We start from the raw sequence: 16,591 nt of genomic DNA, 5'->3' as shown, positions 1-16,591 counted from the left end.
AGAAAGGAAATCAGTATGCCAGAATTACCAGAAGTCGAAACGGTCTGTCGCAGGTTACGACCTGCCGTTTCAGGAAAAACGATTCAGTCTGTCGATGTCCTCGACCCAAAAATTATCCGCGGGCTCGACCCCGAAGAATGGGTTCACCATTTAATCGGAGAAACGATTACGGATGTGGAACGTCGGGGGAAATTCATCTTATTCAAATTGACGAACGGGTATCTCGTCTCCCATCTTCGCATGGAAGGGAAGTTTTTCCCTTATGAGACTGCTACAGAACCCGTGAAACATACACATGTCGTGATTACGTTTACGGACCAATCGACTCTACACTATAATGATGTTCGTAAATTCGGTACGATGGAGTTGCGGACGAATGAAACGATCCATACCACGCCACCGCTCTCATTACTTGCGTATGAGCCGTTTGACGAGCGTGTGACAACCGAGGCGTTACACCGACGTTTAGAGCGCATGAAGACACGCGCGATTAAGACGGCACTCCTCGACCAGTCCATCTTTGTCGGATTAGGAAACATCTATGTAGATGAGACGCTGTTTCGTGCGGGTGTCCATCCGACTCGACCGGCCGCAAGTTTATCACGTGAAGAAGTCGACCGTGTGCGGACTGAAGCCGTTGCCGTCTTGAATGAGGCCATTGAGCGTGGAGGTAGTACGATTCGAAGTTATGCCGATCCAGATGGCGCCACAGGAACGTTTCAAGAGAGGCTCTACGTGTATGGACAGACCGGAGAACCGTGCCGTCGATGCGGACATGAAATTGAAAAGATGAAATTGGGCGGGCGAGGCACGCATTACTGTCCGCACTGTCAACAACGTTAAGGGGTGGGCGTGTATGTTGAAGATTGGTTTGACTGGTGGGATCGCAACCGGAAAGTCTACGGTATCGCGACTGTTTCGAGAGCGAGGTATTCCGATTATCGATGCCGATTTGATTGCCAGGACTGTCGTTGAACCAGGAGGAAAGGCGATTGAAGGGGTGAGGGCCGCATTTCCAAAGTGTTTTGTGGGCGACGTGCTGAACCGTCCTGCCCTCGGTCGGGAAATCTTCCATGATGAAGCAAAGCGTCAGCAATTGAATCAATTGATGCATCCAGCGATTCGAGAAGAAATGAACGAGCAGATGCGAACGTATGAGGCATCGGGGGAACCGGTCGTCATTTTTGATATTCCGTTACTGTTTGAAGGGACGATGCTTGATTTGGTTGATTATTCTGTGGTCGTCTACTGCCGTGAAGAGATTCAACTAATGCGTCTCATGGAACGGAATGGATTGACGAAAGAAGAGGCGCTCGCCCGTATTCGCTCACAGATTCCAATCGAAGATAAAAAACATCAGGCTGATTTCCTCATAAACAATAATGGGGCATTGGGGGACCTTCCTCCGCAAATCAATCGTCTGGTTGAGCAGTTTCAAACGATACAAAAAGAAGGCGACTGATAATCGCCTTCTTTTTAGTTTAATGGATCGGATTCTGGAGACCCTTTTTTCCATGTATCATAAATCGCACGCCCATCGCTCGGATGCCCGTTCGAATAATAGATGGGATAGAGTGAAAAGAAGATATAGTAGAACGAGAAGTAGGCGAACTGATACGTATAGAGTGTCGGTTCAATATCTCGTCGAAGGATGAACGCGTTGACGATCAAGATACTCGCTAAATTGAAAATGGCTCCACCGCCATAGACTAGCGTACGAGTGACCTTGTTGCTCCATCTTAAATCCGTGAACTGGCACCATGCATCATAAAAATAGACACGGTTTACTTGTAAACGACCTACTTTAAACAGTTTCTTCCCGGTACCGATTTGCATGTCGAGTGAGCCGCCGAACAACTTTGCGAAGAAGAAGTGACCAAGCTCATGTATTAACGTCACAATCGGTAAAATGATAAAGAACGAAATAAAGAATTTATCGATATCTCCCCAATCAAACATCATGACGCCTCCTTTCTCTTGTCTGTTACGCCAAGAAATTTCCCTCATTTTCAAAAAATAAACAAAGAAAAACGAAAAAAATGTGACGATTCATAGTGAAAACGCTTACAGCTATCCGTTATAATGAAACCGTAATGTAGAAAAAGGGGGATCTATCATGGGGACAAAAGTGGCAATTAACGGATTTGGTCGAATCGGAAGAATGGTATTTCGAAAATTGATGCTCGAAGGACGTCATGAAGTAGTGGCGATTAACGCAAGTTATCCGGCGGAAACACTTGCGCATCTCATTAAACATGACTCGATTCATGGTCCATTCGGATTGACAGTACGTGCGCATGGGGATGCGCTCGAAGTCGATGGGAAACGGATTGAACTCATTTCGGAACGTGATCCATCACGCTTGCCTTGGTCAGACCTTGAAATCGACATCGTCGTCGAAGCGACCGGGAAGTTTAACTCTGATAGCGGGGCGCGACTTCATCTCGAGGCAGGGGCGAAAAAAGTGATTTTGACCGCACCGGGTAAAGGGGATTTACGAACGATCGTGATGGGGGTCAATGATCGTGACTATCGCCCGGAGGAAGATCATATCATCTCAAACGCATCGTGTACGACGAACTGTCTCGGACCTGTCGTGAAGGTCTTACATTCGACGTTCGGTATTGAAACGGGACTGATTACGACCGTTCACGCCTATACGAACGATCAGAACAATATTGATAACCCGCATAAAGATTTGCGTCGCGCGCGCGCGTGTGGCAGTTCCATCATCCCGACATCGACGGGAGCGGCTAAGGCGATTGGTCTGGTGATGCCGGAACTACAAGGAAAGTTGAACGGAATGGCACTCCGTGTGCCGACTCCGAACGTATCACTTGTCGATTTGGTCGTCGAACTCCACCGAGATGTCACGGTCGATGAAGTCAATGAAGCGTTTGAACGGGCAGCGTTTGGAGAAATGACAGGTATTTTAGGCGTTTCTCACGAACCGCTCGTCTCTATCGATTTTAACGGGGATGATCGCTCGTCGATTATCGACATGGATTCGACGATGGTGCTCGGCGGAAATCATGTCAAAGTACTCGCGTGGTATGACAACGAATGGGGCTATTCATGCCGTGTCGTGGACTTGTTGGACATGGTGGCCAGCTATCTTCAAATCGGTCAGCAAGAAACACACGCCTAAAAAATATTACGTTCAGGAAAATATTTTTGAATTTTTTTATCAAATGTCTTGTAACGACGTCCCAAACACGTTACACTCAATTTCGTGAACTTCAATTGGTCTGACAAACGCAACTTAAAGGGTTAGGACCTCTTAGGACTAACTTGCCCCCGTGGTTGTGGGCGATTCAGGCACAAAGTGAGTGATCATCAACTACTTTGAGACCATTGATGTAAAGGGGGATCCACTAATATGGATACTATGGGACGTCACATTATTACAGAACTTTGGGAGTGCAATCCCGACAAATTGAATGATATCGACTACATCGAGCGTTTGTTCGTCGATGCTGCTCTTCGTTCGGGCGCTGAAGTCCGCGAAGTTGCATTCCACAAATTTGCGCCACACGGTGTAAGTGGAGTCGTCATCATTTCAGAATCACACTTAACGATTCACAGTTTCCCAGAACATGGCTATGCGTCAGTTGACGTGTTTACATGTGGAGATCGAATCGATCCGGCTACAGCATCGCAGTATATTGCTGAAGGATTGGATGCAAAAGTACGTGAAGATGTGAAACTTGAGCGTGGAATGGGACCGATTCGTGTTCCAGAAGCGCAAGTGGCAATCAGCAAATAAATCAGATTGACCTTTTGAGGCTGGCCGTTTAACGGTCAGCCCTTTTAATTGTTTTGTTGTCGCCTTAATTTTGATATGCTTAACGTATATAACTCAGGCGTTGAGGTGGATTATGGGACTGTTAGATAAGTTACAAACACATATTGAAACGAAAGACACACATAAAAATGAAATGCTTCAAACACGTTACTATGCGGCATCAACACATGCGATGTTGCAATGGTTAGAAGGAAAGATTCAAGAGAACGGACAGACGGTTCGTCGAATCGATGCAAATCGAGGGGAACTTTCATTTGTAGGGGAAGGTTGGGACGGGCTCATCACGATTGTTCAAGTGGATGGCGGCCGGACGGCAGTCGATTTCACATTAAACCGTGAGCAGCGACTCGGTGCAGACCTCTCACAAATTGTATCGCACTACTACGAGGCACTCACGCAACAATTCCCGCTACGTGCTATTGGAAATAAAACAGTCGAACGATAAGGAGGTTTGAGCATGCGTTGTCCGAAATGTGATCATAATGGAACGAGAGTGCTCGATTCCCGTCCGGTGCAAGACCATTATTCGATTCGACGTCGTCGTGAATGTGAAAAATGTGGGTATCGGTTTACAACGTTTGAGACGGTCGAACAGACACCGCTCATCATTGTCAAAAAAGATGGAAATCGCGAAGAGTTCAGTCGTGAAAAAGTGCTTCGCGGCATTATTCGGGCGTGCGAGAAACGACCGGTCACACTTGAACAGCTCGAAGGGGTTGTGACGAAAGTCGAACAGCAACTCCGTGCCCTCGCCCAGTCAGAGATTCCGAGTGAACAAGTAGGTGAGCTCGTGATGAACGAGCTCGCGCGAGTCGATGAAGTCGCATATGTCCGTTTCGCATCGGTTTATCGTCAATTCAAAGACATCACGGTGTTCTTTAAAGAACTCGAAGATTTAATGAAGCAAGAAAATTCGACCAACTAAAGGGCGGCCTGCTGGTCGCCCTTTTTCAAGGGAGAGAGCCATGGAGAAAGAACGTACAATCTTTGGGACGGACGAATTGTTAATCATGAGTACCGGTCTTGTCGACCGTGAATCGTACCAGTCCCTTTACCACTTATATCAACCTGTCATCGGAGTGAAGGCGCTCGCACTCTATCAAACGTTATGGAGCGAACTGAAACCGGGTAAAATGAAATCGAACTATATGTCACATAGTGCGTTATGTGAGATGTTGGAGTTCTCTATCAATGAATTAATGGACAGTCTGTTCCGTTTAGAAGCGATTGGGTTAGTGCGCACTTATAAAACAAAAGACGCTCGATTGACACAATACGTCTATCAGTTACGCGTCCCGCTTGCACCGCACACGTTTTTGAATGACGGGCTGTTGTCGAGTTTCCTCTTCTATAAAGTCGGGGAAGTACGATTCAAACAATTGCAGGGGCGCTTTACGATTGATCCGTTGCCAGCAGGCATCGTCGAGGTGACAAAGGACTTCAATGAAGTATTTGATGTCAAAGGAGTGAACCATCGTGCGTTCACACAAAAAAATTATGAAAAGCCGGACCGGGCTAAGATTGAGATCAACTATTCGTTCGATATGGAAATTGTGAAAAAACTGACGAATTTTCCAGTTGGATTTTTCACGAAAAAATTAGACGAAACGATCACAAAACTGGCCTACGTGTCTCAACTTGATGAAGAGACGATGGCTGAGATGTTAAAAGAATATTTCGTCCATGAGGCGTATCTGCCACTCAGTGAGCAAGAGAAGCGGGACGGGTGTCGTCAAATGGTCTTACAATTGAAAAAGAAACAGACGCGCCATCGGAAAGAGAAGACCGTCGAACTTGAACAGACGAAACTTGGAGACTTGCATGACCCTGAGGTGATGGAGTCCGCACATCCGCATCAATATGTCTCGACGCTTCGGAAGACCCCGCAACTTTCAAAGAGTGATGAACAGTTGGTCATTGAACTCGTCGACACACTCGGTCTCGCGCCAGGGGTCATCAATGCGCTCTTTTATTACTGTATCGAAGTGAAGAAGCAGACGCGGCTGAGCGAGAACTATGTCTTGCGCATTGCGACAAGTTGGAAAACAGCAGGCTATACGAACGCAAAAGAAGCGCTAGAGCGTGAAGAATCTCAAGATGCGCTCATCGAGAAGAAACAACAAAAACGCGAGAGCGTGCAACGCACCACGGTCGGGTCACGACGGAAACCCCAACAAGGGGATATGCCGAAGTGGCTCGAGGATGAGGCGAAACAACAGCGCTCATACGACCAAGCGAGGAAAAAGGAACTCGAGTCGTCCGTTCCGGATGACGCGGAACTTGTGAAACTATTAAATGAATTGAAAGAGAAGGGGTGAGAGGATGGAACGAATCAATCAGTCGCTGTCTCAGTTGATGAACCGAAAAGAAGTTCGTGAGGCGTACGAGTCGATTCGCAGACGTACACTGAATCACCCGGGTGTCATCGCATTTTTGAACGCTCATCCAGAGTTAGAGGAGAAGGCGATTGAAATCGGGTTTACCAAATTAAGTGAGTACGCGGAACAGATGGATGGAAAAACGTTCATCGAAGATCAGGCCGTCATCCCAGGCCATCAACCGGTGCTCTATGTCGATTTAGGACAGATTGCCATTCGCTATGAAGAGACGGTCGCTCATCGTCAGGCGAGACGCCAAAAAGAGATGGACCGTAAGTTTAAGAGTTTGTTCTTACCGGAGGAAGTCCGTGAGGCGAGTTTCGAATCTTTCGATTGGGCCGACGACGCGCGTAAAATCGCATTGCGTGAAGCGATGCGATTCGTGACAGGGATGAAGGCGCGTCAAAAAGTGAACGGTCTCTATCTCCACGGTAGTTTTGGCGTCGGGAAGACGTACTTACTCGCCGCAATCGCCAACGAGTTGAAGGTGGCGGACATCGAGACGATTTTAGTTCACGCCCCGGGCTTTGTGTCGGAGGCGAAACGTAAAATCCGTACCGAGTCGTTCGACTCTTTCTTGACGTCGTTTCAACATGTGCCAGTCTTACTGATTGATGACATCGGAGCTGAAGCCATCAGTCCGTGGGTACGAGATGAATTGTTCGGAATCATTCTTCAGTATCGGATGATGCATCGCTTGCCGACGCTCTACAGTTCAAACTTTAGCGGGGAAGAGCTCGAGACGCACTTTTCAATCGATGGTTCGCCTCAAAACAAAATGAAAGCACAGCGACTCATGCAACGTATTTCTACGACGACGACCCAAATTGAGTTAAAGGGTGAAAATCGGCGTCGGTAAAGGATTGTTTTTCTCTGGTGAGTTGACTATACTAAGAATCATATAAAGGATGCATAGAAGAGGATATGGATCATCGAGACGAGTTTTAGCGAGGGAAGGGCGGTGGAAGCTTCCTAACGACGACGATGCATTTACTCCCTCGGAGCACCGTACGGGTCAATCGTGCGGCGATTCACACTCGTTATCGTGTGTTCGAGCCAAGCAGATTGCTTGGGAACGAGGGTGGTACCACGAGAATCAAAGCTCGTCCCTTTTTGAGGGATGGGCTTTTTTTATATTCATTTTTGAGAGGGGACAAATGTACATGATTCAATTAACATTTCCAGATGGCGCGGTAAAAGAGTTCGAAGCCGGCGTCACAGCAGAAGACGTCGCGGGCTCGATCAGTCCGGGACTCCGTAAAAAAGCAATCGCAGCAAAACTAGACGGAGAACTCATCGACTACCGTCGTCCAATCGAACATGACGGCAAAATCGAGCTCGTGATGCCGGACTCGGAAGACGGTCTTGATTTGATGCGTCACTCGTCGGCTCACTTGATGGCTCAAGCAATCAAACGGTTATACGGAGAAGACAACAACATCTATCTCGGAATTGGACCGACGATTGAGAACGGATTCTATTACGATATCGAGATGGATCGTCGCATCAATGAAGAAGACCTTCCTGAAATCGAAAAGATGATGAAGCGCATCGTCGATGAGAACTTGGAAATCACACGCGAAGTCGTTTCTCGTGACGAGGCGCTCGCTCGCTATAAAGAGTTGGGAGACCCGCTCAAGATCGAGTTGATCGAGGATATTCCTGCTGATCAAACACTGACAATCTACCATCAAGGTGAGTTCTTTGACCTTTGCCGTGGACCACACGTCCCGTCAACATCGAAGTTGAAAATTTTCAAATTGATGAGCGTGGCTGGTGCCTACTGGCGTGGGGACTCTGACAATAAGATGTTACAGCGTATTTATGGAACAGCGTGGGCGACGAAAGAACAACTCGCTGAACACTTGCGTCTTCTTGAAGAGGCGAAAGAACGCGATCATCGTAAACTTGGGAAAGAACTCGACCTCTTCTTCGTCTCACAAGAAGTCGGTCAGGGGCTTCCGATGTGGCTTCCAAAAGGGGCTTCGATTCGTCGTACGGTCGAGCGCTACATCGTTGATAAAGAGCTCGAACTCGGATATCAACATGTCTACACACCGGTTCTCGGTTCAGTCGACTTGTACAAGACATCTGGACACTGGGATCACTACCAAGATGACATGTTCCCGAAAATGGAGATGGACAACGAAGAACTCGTCCTTCGTCCGATGAACTGCCCACACCATATGACAATCTACAAACATGAGCCACGTTCGTACCGTGAACTTCCACTTCGAATCGCTGAGCTTGGTGGGATGCACCGTTATGAGATGTCAGGGGCGCTCACAGGTCTTCAACGTGTTCGCTACATGGTCTTGAATGATGGACATACGTTCGTTACACCAGAACAGATGAAACAAGAATTCAAAGACATCGTTCATTTGATTCAAGAAGTATACGCTGACTTCGGTATCAAAGATTATCGTTTCCGTCTCTCATATCGCGATCCTGCTGATAAAGAGAAGTACTTTGATAACGATGCGATTTGGGAAATGGCACAGAGTCAGTTGAAGGAAACGATGGATGAGCTCGAGCTTCCGTACTTTGAGGCGGAAGGGGAAGCGGCATTCTACGGACCGAAACTTGACGTGCAAGTACGGACGGCGCTCGGGAAAGAAGAGACGCTCTCGACTGTCCAACTCGACTTCTTGCTTCCGGAACGTTTCGATTTGACATACACTGGGCCAGACGGTAAGGACCACCGTCCAATCGTGTTGCACCGTGGTGTCGTCTCGACGATGGAACGGTTTGTCGCTTACTTGATTGAAGAGTATAAAGGCGCGTTCCCGACATGGCTCGCACCGGTCCAAGTCAAGTTGATCCCGGTTTCACACGTACACGACGAATACGTCGCGGAAGTGAAAGCAGAACTCGTCAAACGTGGCGTCCGTGTCGAAACGGATCTCCGTGACGAGAAACTAGGTTATAAGATTCGCGAAGCACAAATGAAGAAGATTCCGATGACGCTCGTTCTTGGGGATAAAGAACGGGATGAGCGTGCCGTCAATATTCGCCGCTACGGTCAGCAGGAGCAAGTTTCTGCTTCACTTGATGAATTTATCGCATCGCTCACAGATGAGATTGCGAACCGTTCACGTTAAGTGAGGGACCACCTTTCCAAACAGAAAGGTGGTTTTTTTCGGTCTATAGACGGATGTGTATTTGTTCATCTACACGTATCGTAAACATAAGGAGTGATACTTAATGAATTATATGAAGCCAGTATTGGCACTTACCATTGGAGCGGTTGCGTTCACAGGAGCGCTTCCAAAAGTCGGAGCGGAGGCGATCGTCAACGATACGATTGTGACCCTCGGGGAATCGTTATCTTCAGAGCAACAAAAATGGGTACTCGAACGTATGGATGCCCCAGAAGGAATCGAACCCATTATCACGACTGCCGCAGATGAAGAAAAATATTTAGGAGACTCGGTTCCACAAGCACAACGTGGAGGCGGCATGTACTCTTCTGCCCGAATCAAATTGACGAACGGGACAGGTCTTGATATTCAAACGGAAAACGTGACATGGGTCACGAAAGATATGTATGCGAACGCCCTCGTCACGGCAGGTGTGACGGATGCGGACATCTATATCACGTCACCGATTAGCGTGACGGGTACCTCGGCTCTGACGGGAATTATGAAGGCATATGATCAGACCGCGGCCGAGACTGGGATTGAACTGTCGGATGAGCGAAAAGAATTGGCACAAGAAGAGCTAGCGGTTACGTCTGAAATCGGTAAGACGGTCGGACAAGAGGATGTAGCAGGTCTCATGAACGAGATTAAAGCGGAAATTGCAAATCAGATGCCGGAGACAAATATTGAGATCCGTGACATCGTCATTCAAGTATTGAACCAAAATAACGTCCAGTTGTCTGAGGGCCAACTCGATCAACTGACGACACTATTCGAAAACATGCAACAGGCCAATTTAGATTGGTCAGCGATCAGCAGTGGATTGAAAGATGCGGGTCAAGATGTGCAGGCATTCCTCGAACAAGAAGAGGTGAAAGGATTCTTCGCCCGATTGTTTGAGGCAATCGGGAACTTCTTCAAATCGCTTACAAATTGATGATGTGACATGACGAAATAGTGTAGTAGTGGATAAACGTAAGATGGAATCGGGTATACAACCTTCATAATAGTTGATCACGTCTTAGGAGGAATTGTTATGCTCGGTGGGGTCCCGCTACATCCATTGCTCGTGCATGCACCAATTGGTCTACTGTTGTTTGGTACACTATTGATTTTGATCAGTTTCAAATGGACAAGTTTTCGATTGTTTGCGCTCATTACATTGGTTGCAGGATTATTTTCCGGTGCCGTCGCTTTCTTGTCAGGGGATAGTGCAGAAGAATATGCCGAAGCAAATCTACCATCGGTGACAGAAGCGATGATTGAAAACCACGAGCATTTTGCTTTGTACAGCTTGATTGCATTTGGCATCACGGTGGTCTTACTCGCAATCGGATATCGTGCGAAAGGGAAGCTGTGGATTACACTGAGTTTTGTCGTTGCCCTCGTCGGAGCCGGACTACTTGCTTATGCAGGTCACCTAGGTGGTCAAATGGTATATGCGAAGTAATTAAAAAAGACGTCTGTTTCAATCAAGTTGAGACAGACGTCTTCTATCGTTTTCGTCATAACTATTGTAAAAATCATGATGTGGGGTTGTTTCAGTACCACCGTTTATGGATATAATTTTGAGCCGACTCATGGTCATCGACGATTTTTAAAGTGATGCGATTCATTTCTTCTAGTAAGTCTGTCAATACCGCCTGTAATTTTTCGTCTTCTAGCCCATGCGCTTGCATCGTCTTACTGACAATCTGCTGGACTTGATCATGGTAGTCATGTTCTCGCGATACATCTTTTCGCCAGTTCATGTCGATCCCTCCTTTGATATTTCATTATTCCCTTTGAAAAGGTATTGCGAAACGAGAGAATGACTGGTATCATCATAAAAGTGTGAGCTACCAATTATTCATGCGCGATATCTTGACATCTTTTCCTGCTAGTGCTAAGATGACATAGTGATTAAAAACAACAAAGCAGAAGCACCCGCTTTTCACCTCGTCTGAGAGTCATCAGGCAGGTCCATCAAGTTCTTGGTTCATTCGGCATCGTCTGCCGTTTTATGACCTCAACTGATGTGTGGGTGGGAAACTGCCGACGCTTTTTTTATTGCCATGTTGTCTTGTCAATCTAAATCTCGTGCAATCGCACGATGGAGGTGCTAACCATTAGCAAAGAGCTCTTTATCAACGAAAACATTCGTGCCCGTGAAGTACGTCTCATTGGCGCAGACGGTGCACAACTCGGTGTGACATCACGTAACGATGCGTTACGTTTAGCTGAAGAAGCGGAACTAGACCTCGTCTTAGTCGCGGATAAAGCAAATCCACCGGTCGCTAAAATTATGGATTATGGGAAGTACCGATTCGAACTCCAGAAGAAGGAGAAAGAAGCGCGTAAAAACCAAAAAGTCATCCAAATGAAAGAAGTGCGTCTCAGTCCAACAATCGAGGACAACGATTTCCAAACAAAATTGCGTAATGCACGCAAGTTCCTTGAAAAAGGAAACAAAGTGAAGGCTTCGATTCGTTTCCGCGGACGTGCCATCACACACTCGGAAATCGGGAAACGTGTTTTGGACAAAATGGCAGCGGAATGTGCCGATTTGGCAACAGTTGAACAAAAGCCGAAGATGGAAGGACGCAGCATGTTCTTAGTGCTGGCTCCGAACAAAGAAGATTAATTATCGATTCTCAGTGGGGAGGAAATACTCATGCCGAAAATGAAATCGCACCGCGGTGCTTCAAAACGTTTCAAACGTACAGCATCAGGTAAACTCAAGCGTTCACACGCTTACACAAGTCACTTGTTCGCAAACAAATCGACTAAAGCGAAACGTAAGCTCCGTAAAGGCGCTATCGTATCAGCTGGAGACTTCAAACGCATTCGCAACATGATCGCGAAGTAATACAGAAACAATTTAGGAGGGAATCCATATGCCACGCGTAAAAGGCGGTTATACGACTCGTCAACGTCGTAAAAAGCAAATTAAACTTGCCAAAGGATACTTTGGTTCGAAACACATTCTATTTAAAGTAGCAAAACAACAGGTCATGAAGTCACTCATGTACGCTTACCGTGACCGTCGTCAGAAGAAACGTGATTTCCGTCGTCTTTGGATCACACGTATCAATGCGGCAGCACGTACAAACGGTCTCTCATACAGCCGTATGATGCACGGCCTCAAGCTTGCAGGAATCGACATCAACCGTAAGATGCTTGCTGAGCTTGCTGTGACAGATGCACAGGCATTCGCGTCACTCGCTGAAACAGCTAAATCAAAATTGAACGCGTAATCGTTCAATCGACAGCGCCGAGACACTCTCTCGGCGCTTTCTTTTTTCTTTAGAATTTCTTAGAATTAAGAGAAGGAGGAAAGCGTATGAATCAATCGGTTGTTGCCATAGTCGCCTTAGCGCTCATTGTCTTGAACGTTTACACCTATATTCAAGCGAAACAGTATGCGCAAGGGAAAGGTGATTTTAACGTCCTATTCGCCTATGCAGGAGGAGCCATCGGTGCCTTGTTCGGTCTTCATTTGACTCGGAAGAAGATGGTTCATGCCCCAAAACTGCTTCAATTACAAGTATTGATTTTAGCAGTGGGCTGGTCTTTAATGATTTTAGTACTGCTATAAGTGGAGATAGAGGAGGAACATCCGGTGAACTGGACAACATTGTTTGATCGGCAGCGCGAATTAGACGAGCGGATCAAAGCACAACATGGATTATCCGGCAATCAATTCGATGAACGGTTACTGGCGCTGCTTGTCGAGCTCGGTGAACTGGCTAACGAAACACGTAGCTTTAAGTTTTGGTCGAAGAAAGGACCGTCGCCTCAAGATGTGATCTTAGAAGAATATGTGGACGGCATTCATTTCTTACTGTCACTTGGTCTTGCGCTCGGGTATGAACGAGATGCGTTTCCTGCGGGAAGTTCATATCTTGATGCGACTGATGCTTTTTTAGATATTTATCGAAAAGTGACGAACTTTGGTCTTTCAAAAACGGAAGCCATGTACGAGACGCTGATGGCAGCTTATCTCGAACTTGGTTATACGCTCGGTTTTAATGAGCAACTCATTTTGCTAGCATACATGAATAAAAATGAAGTAAACCATGAGCGACAAAATCAAGGATATTAATGAAAAGGAGCGGATTGGTATGAATGAATCGTTACATATGTTAAAACGTTTGACGGATGCAACAGGCGTCCCGGGCAATGAGGGAGAAGTCCGTCAATTGATGCGTGAATACCTCGAGCCGCATGTCGAGTCGTTTGAACAGGATGGACTCGGAAGTCTATTTGGTCAAGTGACCGGAGATGCTGAAGGTCCGCGTGTCATGATTGCGGGTCACATGGATGAAGTCGGCTTCATGGTGACGCGTGTGGAAGAAGGCGGTTTCCTTCGTTTCCAGGCGCTCGGTGGCTGGTGGAACCAGGTGCTGTTGGCACAACGAATGGATGTAGTCACACGGTCTGGTGAAAAGATTCCGGGTGTCATTGGTGCGAAACCACCTCACGTCCTACCGCTTGAGGCACGGAAGAAGCCCGTCGAAATCAAAGATATGTTCTTAGATATCGGTGCGACGTCGAAAGACGAAGTGGCTGAGTGGGGAATTCGTCCAGGCGATACGGTCGTGCCACATTGTGAATTCACAGTCATGAAAAATGAGAACTTCTTGATGGCGAAGGCATGGGACAACCGCATCGGATGTGCGATTGCCATCGAAGCAGCAAAACGTCTGAAGGAAGAATCGTTCCCTGGCGTCGTGTATACAGGAGCGACGGTACAGGAAGAGGTCGGGTTACGTGGAGCGGTGACCGCTGCCAACTTGATTCGCCCGGATGTCGCGATTGCTGTCGATACAGGCATTCCGAGTGATACGCCGGGGATGACCCAAGCAGAAGGGTTGTCAAAACTCGGGGACGGGGTTCAAGTCATCTTCTTTGATGCGACTACCGTCACAAACCCACGCCTTGTCGACCTCATCGTTGACGTGGCCAAAGAGCAAGACATCAAATATCAATTGGACTTAACGCCAGGCGGTGGCACAGATGCTGGGCGATTCCATCTTTCTGGGATCGGGATGCCGGCCATCGCATTGACAGTGCCGGTCCGCTATTTACACACGAACGTGTCCATCATCCATAAGGATGATTACGAGGCAGCGGTACAACTCGTTGTCGCATTGACGAAACGTTTAGACCACGAAACGGTCCAATGGTTGAAAGAGGGATAATATGACGAAGATTACGTCTACGAAGAGCGAGACGATTAAACGATTAAAACGATTGATGACGAAAAAAGGTCGTCAAGAAACGGGTCAATTCCTAGTAGAAGGAGAGCATTTGGTGGACGAGGCCATTCGTGCCGGTCGACTCGTCCAACTCATCATGGCTGAGTCGTATTCACCAAAAGGAACGTGGCGTCTTGAAGATATGCCAGTCCTCGAGTTATCCGACCACGTTGCGGACCTTCTTTCCGAAACGGAAAAGACCCAAGGCGTGTTTGCCGTTGTCAAGATGACACCGGTGGAACGAAAAATGAAGAAAGTACTCGTACTAGACCGAGTACAGGACCCGGGTAATCTCGGTACGATGATTCGGACAGCAGATGCTGCCGGATTCGATACGGTGCTACTCGGGAAAGGGACGGTCGATCCGTTCAACGCCAAAGTCGTACGTGCCACACAAGGTTCACTGTTTCACGTGAACGTGACCTCGGTCGACTTGCTTGAAAAGTTACCTGAGCTGAAAGAGGATGGATTCCACGTCTACGGCACAGCTCTCTCAAAGGCAACATCGTATGAGCAAGTTGCATTCGAAGAAAAAGTGGCCCTCGTCATCGGGAATGAGGCACAAGGGGTTCATGCTGATGTATTGGCACTCTGTGACACACGTGTGCATATTCCGGTGCTCGGCGACGTGGAATCGCTCAACGCGGCGGTCGCTGCCGGTATTTTAATGTATCGCATCGCTTTACAATAATCTTGTCAGCACGTGAAAAACGTGATAGGTTAAACACATCGATGAATAAGATATGACGTTGAAAGAACATAGTAAGCGAATGACCGATTCCGTTCAGGGAGCAAGGGCCGTGACTGAGAGCCTTTGCCGGATTCGTCGCTGAATTCACTCTGGAGTCGTGTTGGAGACAACACCGGTTTGGCATCACGATAACGATGCTCTCAAGTGGGCCATGAATTGGCCAAGTAGGGTGGTACCGCGATGATTCGTCCCTTCAGTCAACGACTGAAGGGACTTTTTTATGTAGAGGAGGAAGCGAACACATGAAAGAACAATTAGAACAGTTACAAGTGGAAGCGTTAGAAGAAATCAAACAGGCATCCACACAAAAATCATTGAATGACGTCCGCATCAAATATTTAGGGAAAAAAGGACCAATGACTGAAGTGCTCCGTGGCATGGGTAAATTATCTGCCGAGGAACGTCCGATTATCGGTGAGTTGGCGAATACCGTTCGTACCGCGATTCAAAGCACACTCGATGCTCGAATCGAAGAGGTGAAGGCGATTGAATTAGAGGAAAAGTTAAAAGCGGAAACGCTCGATGTGACTCTACCGGGGCGGACATCGACTCCTGGCCACAGTCATCTCTTACAACAAATCATCGACGAGATGGAAGACTTGTTCGTTGGACTCGGATATACGATTGCTGAAGGTCCTGAAGTCGAAACCGATCTCTACAACTTCGAAATGCTCAACTTGCCGAAAGACCACCCTGCACGAGACATGCAGGACTCGTTCTATATCACGGAAGAGACGTTACTTCGTACTCATACGTCTCCTGTACAGGCTCGCACGATGTTGGAGGCGAACGGAAAACCGATTCGCATCATCTGCCCAGGTAAAGTGTATCGTCGTGATGAAGACGATGCGACGCATTCGCATCAATTCATGCAAATCGAAGGGTTGGTTGTCGATGAATCCATCTCGATGGCTGACTTGAAAGGGACACTCGAAGTGTTCGTGAAGCAGTTGTTCGGAGAAACGCGCGAAATTCGTCTCCGTCCAAGCTTCTTCCCGTTCACGGAACCATCGGTCGAAGTCGACATCTCTTGCTTCAAGTGTGGCGGGAAAGGATGTAACGTCTGTAAAGGAACCGGTTGGATTGAAATTCTCGGAGGCGGAATGGTCCATCCGCATGTCTTGGAGATGGCTGGCTATGACTCATCAAAAGTGTCAGGGTTCGCATTCGGAATCGGAGTGGAGCGTATGGCGATGCTCAAACACGGCGTCGACGACATCCGCCATTTCTACACAAATGACTTACGTTTCATCGAGCAATTCTAAGGAGGAAGACAG

Annotated in this window: 21 protein-coding genes; 19 read left to right on the top strand and 2 right to left on the bottom strand. The window is 47.4% G+C overall.

What is annotated here, in order from left to right:
- Window positions 1–15: 15 nt before the first annotated feature.
- Together mutM and coaE are read left to right on the top strand one after the other, a co-directional pair.
- Window positions 16–843 (top strand): bifunctional DNA-formamidopyrimidine glycosylase/DNA-(apurinic or apyrimidinic site) lyase, encoded by an 828-nt coding sequence (gene mutM, locus EAT1B_RS03300; protein ID WP_012726711.1) that lies wholly within the window; start codon window positions 16–18, stop codon window positions 841–843.
- A gap of 13 nt (window positions 844–856) precedes the next feature.
- Window positions 857–1,462, top strand: coding sequence for a dephospho-CoA kinase (gene coaE, locus EAT1B_RS03295; protein WP_012726710.1), 606 nt, complete (start codon window positions 857–859; stop codon window positions 1,460–1,462).
- A gap of 14 nt (window positions 1,463–1,476) precedes the next feature.
- Here the strand turns inward: coaE and EAT1B_RS03290 are convergent, their stop codons facing one another.
- Window positions 1,477–1,959: a site-2 protease family protein gene (locus EAT1B_RS03290; RefSeq protein ID WP_012726709.1), complete on the bottom strand. Its 483-nt coding sequence runs from the start codon at window positions 1,957–1,959 to the stop codon at window positions 1,477–1,479.
- Window positions 1,960–2,116: 157 nt separating this feature from the next.
- Between EAT1B_RS03290 and EAT1B_RS03285 the strand changes: the two genes are divergently transcribed.
- From EAT1B_RS03285 to EAT1B_RS03245, 9 genes are all read left to right on the top strand, one after another.
- Entirely contained in the window at window positions 2,117–3,148 is a 1,032-nt protein-coding gene (locus tag EAT1B_RS03285; RefSeq protein ID WP_012726708.1) for a glyceraldehyde-3-phosphate dehydrogenase, read from the top strand.
- A gap of 231 nt (window positions 3,149–3,379) precedes the next feature.
- A complete protein-coding gene (speD, locus tag EAT1B_RS03280; RefSeq protein WP_012726707.1) occupies window positions 3,380–3,766 on the top strand; it encodes an adenosylmethionine decarboxylase in 387 nt (128 codons plus the stop codon).
- A gap of 112 nt (window positions 3,767–3,878) precedes the next feature.
- Entirely contained in the window at window positions 3,879–4,250 is a 372-nt protein-coding gene (locus EAT1B_RS03275) for a hypothetical protein (protein ID WP_012726706.1), read from the top strand.
- 12 nt (window positions 4,251–4,262) lie between these two features.
- Window positions 4,263–4,730 carry a transcriptional regulator NrdR gene (gene nrdR, locus EAT1B_RS03270; protein WP_012726705.1) on the top strand — a complete coding sequence of 156 codons (468 nt, stop codon included), beginning with the start codon at window positions 4,263–4,265 and terminating at the stop codon, window positions 4,728–4,730.
- Between the two features lie 40 nt (window positions 4,731–4,770).
- Complete coding sequence (locus EAT1B_RS03265; RefSeq protein ID WP_012726704.1) at window positions 4,771–6,123, top strand: DnaD domain protein; 1,353 nt, start codon at window positions 4,771–4,773, stop codon at window positions 6,121–6,123.
- A 4-nt stretch (window positions 6,124–6,127) separates the two neighbouring features.
- Complete coding sequence (dnaI, locus tag EAT1B_RS03260) at window positions 6,128–7,042, top strand: primosomal protein DnaI (RefSeq protein ID WP_012726703.1); 915 nt, start codon at window positions 6,128–6,130, stop codon at window positions 7,040–7,042.
- 298 nt (window positions 7,043–7,340) lie between these two features.
- Window positions 7,341–9,284 carry a threonine--tRNA ligase gene (gene thrS, locus EAT1B_RS03255; protein WP_012726702.1) on the top strand — a complete coding sequence of 648 codons (1,944 nt, stop codon included), beginning with the start codon at window positions 7,341–7,343 and terminating at the stop codon, window positions 9,282–9,284.
- A 103-nt stretch (window positions 9,285–9,387) separates the two neighbouring features.
- Window positions 9,388–10,260: a DUF1002 domain-containing protein gene (locus EAT1B_RS03250; protein ID WP_012726701.1), complete on the top strand. Its 873-nt coding sequence runs from the start codon at window positions 9,388–9,390 to the stop codon at window positions 10,258–10,260.
- A 99-nt stretch (window positions 10,261–10,359) separates the two neighbouring features.
- A complete protein-coding gene (locus tag EAT1B_RS03245) occupies window positions 10,360–10,773 on the top strand; it encodes a DUF2231 domain-containing protein (RefSeq protein WP_012726700.1) in 414 nt (137 codons plus the stop codon).
- Window positions 10,774–10,864: 91 nt separating this feature from the next.
- Here the strand turns inward: EAT1B_RS03245 and EAT1B_RS03240 are convergent, their stop codons facing one another.
- Window positions 10,865–11,074: a hypothetical protein gene (locus tag EAT1B_RS03240; protein ID WP_012726699.1), complete on the bottom strand. Its 210-nt coding sequence runs from the start codon at window positions 11,072–11,074 to the stop codon at window positions 10,865–10,867.
- A gap of 341 nt (window positions 11,075–11,415) precedes the next feature.
- Between EAT1B_RS03240 and infC the strand changes: the two genes are divergently transcribed.
- The 8 genes from infC to pheS all read left to right on the top strand — a co-directional run bounded on the left by infC (window position 11,416) and on the right by pheS (window position 16,579).
- Window positions 11,416–11,946 carry a translation initiation factor IF-3 gene (gene infC, locus EAT1B_RS03235; protein ID WP_012726698.1) on the top strand — a complete coding sequence of 177 codons (531 nt, stop codon included), beginning with the start codon at window positions 11,416–11,418 and terminating at the stop codon, window positions 11,944–11,946.
- 30 nt (window positions 11,947–11,976) lie between these two features.
- Window positions 11,977–12,171, top strand: coding sequence for a 50S ribosomal protein L35 (gene rpmI / locus EAT1B_RS03230; RefSeq protein ID WP_012726697.1), 195 nt, complete (start codon window positions 11,977–11,979; stop codon window positions 12,169–12,171).
- Window positions 12,172–12,199: 28 nt separating this feature from the next.
- Window positions 12,200–12,559 carry a 50S ribosomal protein L20 gene (rplT, locus tag EAT1B_RS03225; RefSeq protein ID WP_012726696.1) on the top strand — a complete coding sequence of 120 codons (360 nt, stop codon included), beginning with the start codon at window positions 12,200–12,202 and terminating at the stop codon, window positions 12,557–12,559.
- An 86-nt stretch (window positions 12,560–12,645) separates the two neighbouring features.
- Window positions 12,646–12,900 (top strand): hypothetical protein, encoded by a 255-nt coding sequence (locus EAT1B_RS03220; RefSeq protein WP_012726695.1) that lies wholly within the window; start codon window positions 12,646–12,648, stop codon window positions 12,898–12,900.
- Between the two features lie 24 nt (window positions 12,901–12,924).
- Complete coding sequence (locus EAT1B_RS03215; RefSeq protein ID WP_012726694.1) at window positions 12,925–13,407, top strand: dUTP diphosphatase; 483 nt, start codon at window positions 12,925–12,927, stop codon at window positions 13,405–13,407.
- 19 nt (window positions 13,408–13,426) lie between these two features.
- Window positions 13,427–14,506, top strand: coding sequence for a M42 family metallopeptidase (locus EAT1B_RS03210; RefSeq protein ID WP_012726693.1), 1,080 nt, complete (start codon window positions 13,427–13,429; stop codon window positions 14,504–14,506).
- Between the two features lies 1 nt (window position 14,507).
- Window positions 14,508–15,254 carry an RNA methyltransferase gene (locus tag EAT1B_RS03205; RefSeq protein WP_012726692.1) on the top strand — a complete coding sequence of 249 codons (747 nt, stop codon included), beginning with the start codon at window positions 14,508–14,510 and terminating at the stop codon, window positions 15,252–15,254.
- A gap of 302 nt (window positions 15,255–15,556) precedes the next feature.
- On the top strand, window positions 15,557–16,579 hold the full coding sequence (pheS, locus tag EAT1B_RS03200; RefSeq protein ID WP_012726691.1) for a phenylalanine--tRNA ligase subunit alpha: 1,023 nt from the start codon (window positions 15,557–15,559) through the stop codon (window positions 16,577–16,579).
- The last annotated feature ends 12 nt before the right edge of the window (window positions 16,580–16,591 follow it).

Origin of the sequence: Exiguobacterium sp. AT1b (assembly GCF_000023045.1) — a bacterium.
GTDB lineage: Bacteria > Bacillota > Bacilli > Exiguobacteriales > Exiguobacteriaceae > Exiguobacterium.
This window is presented reverse-complemented; position numbering and strand designations above follow the sequence as displayed.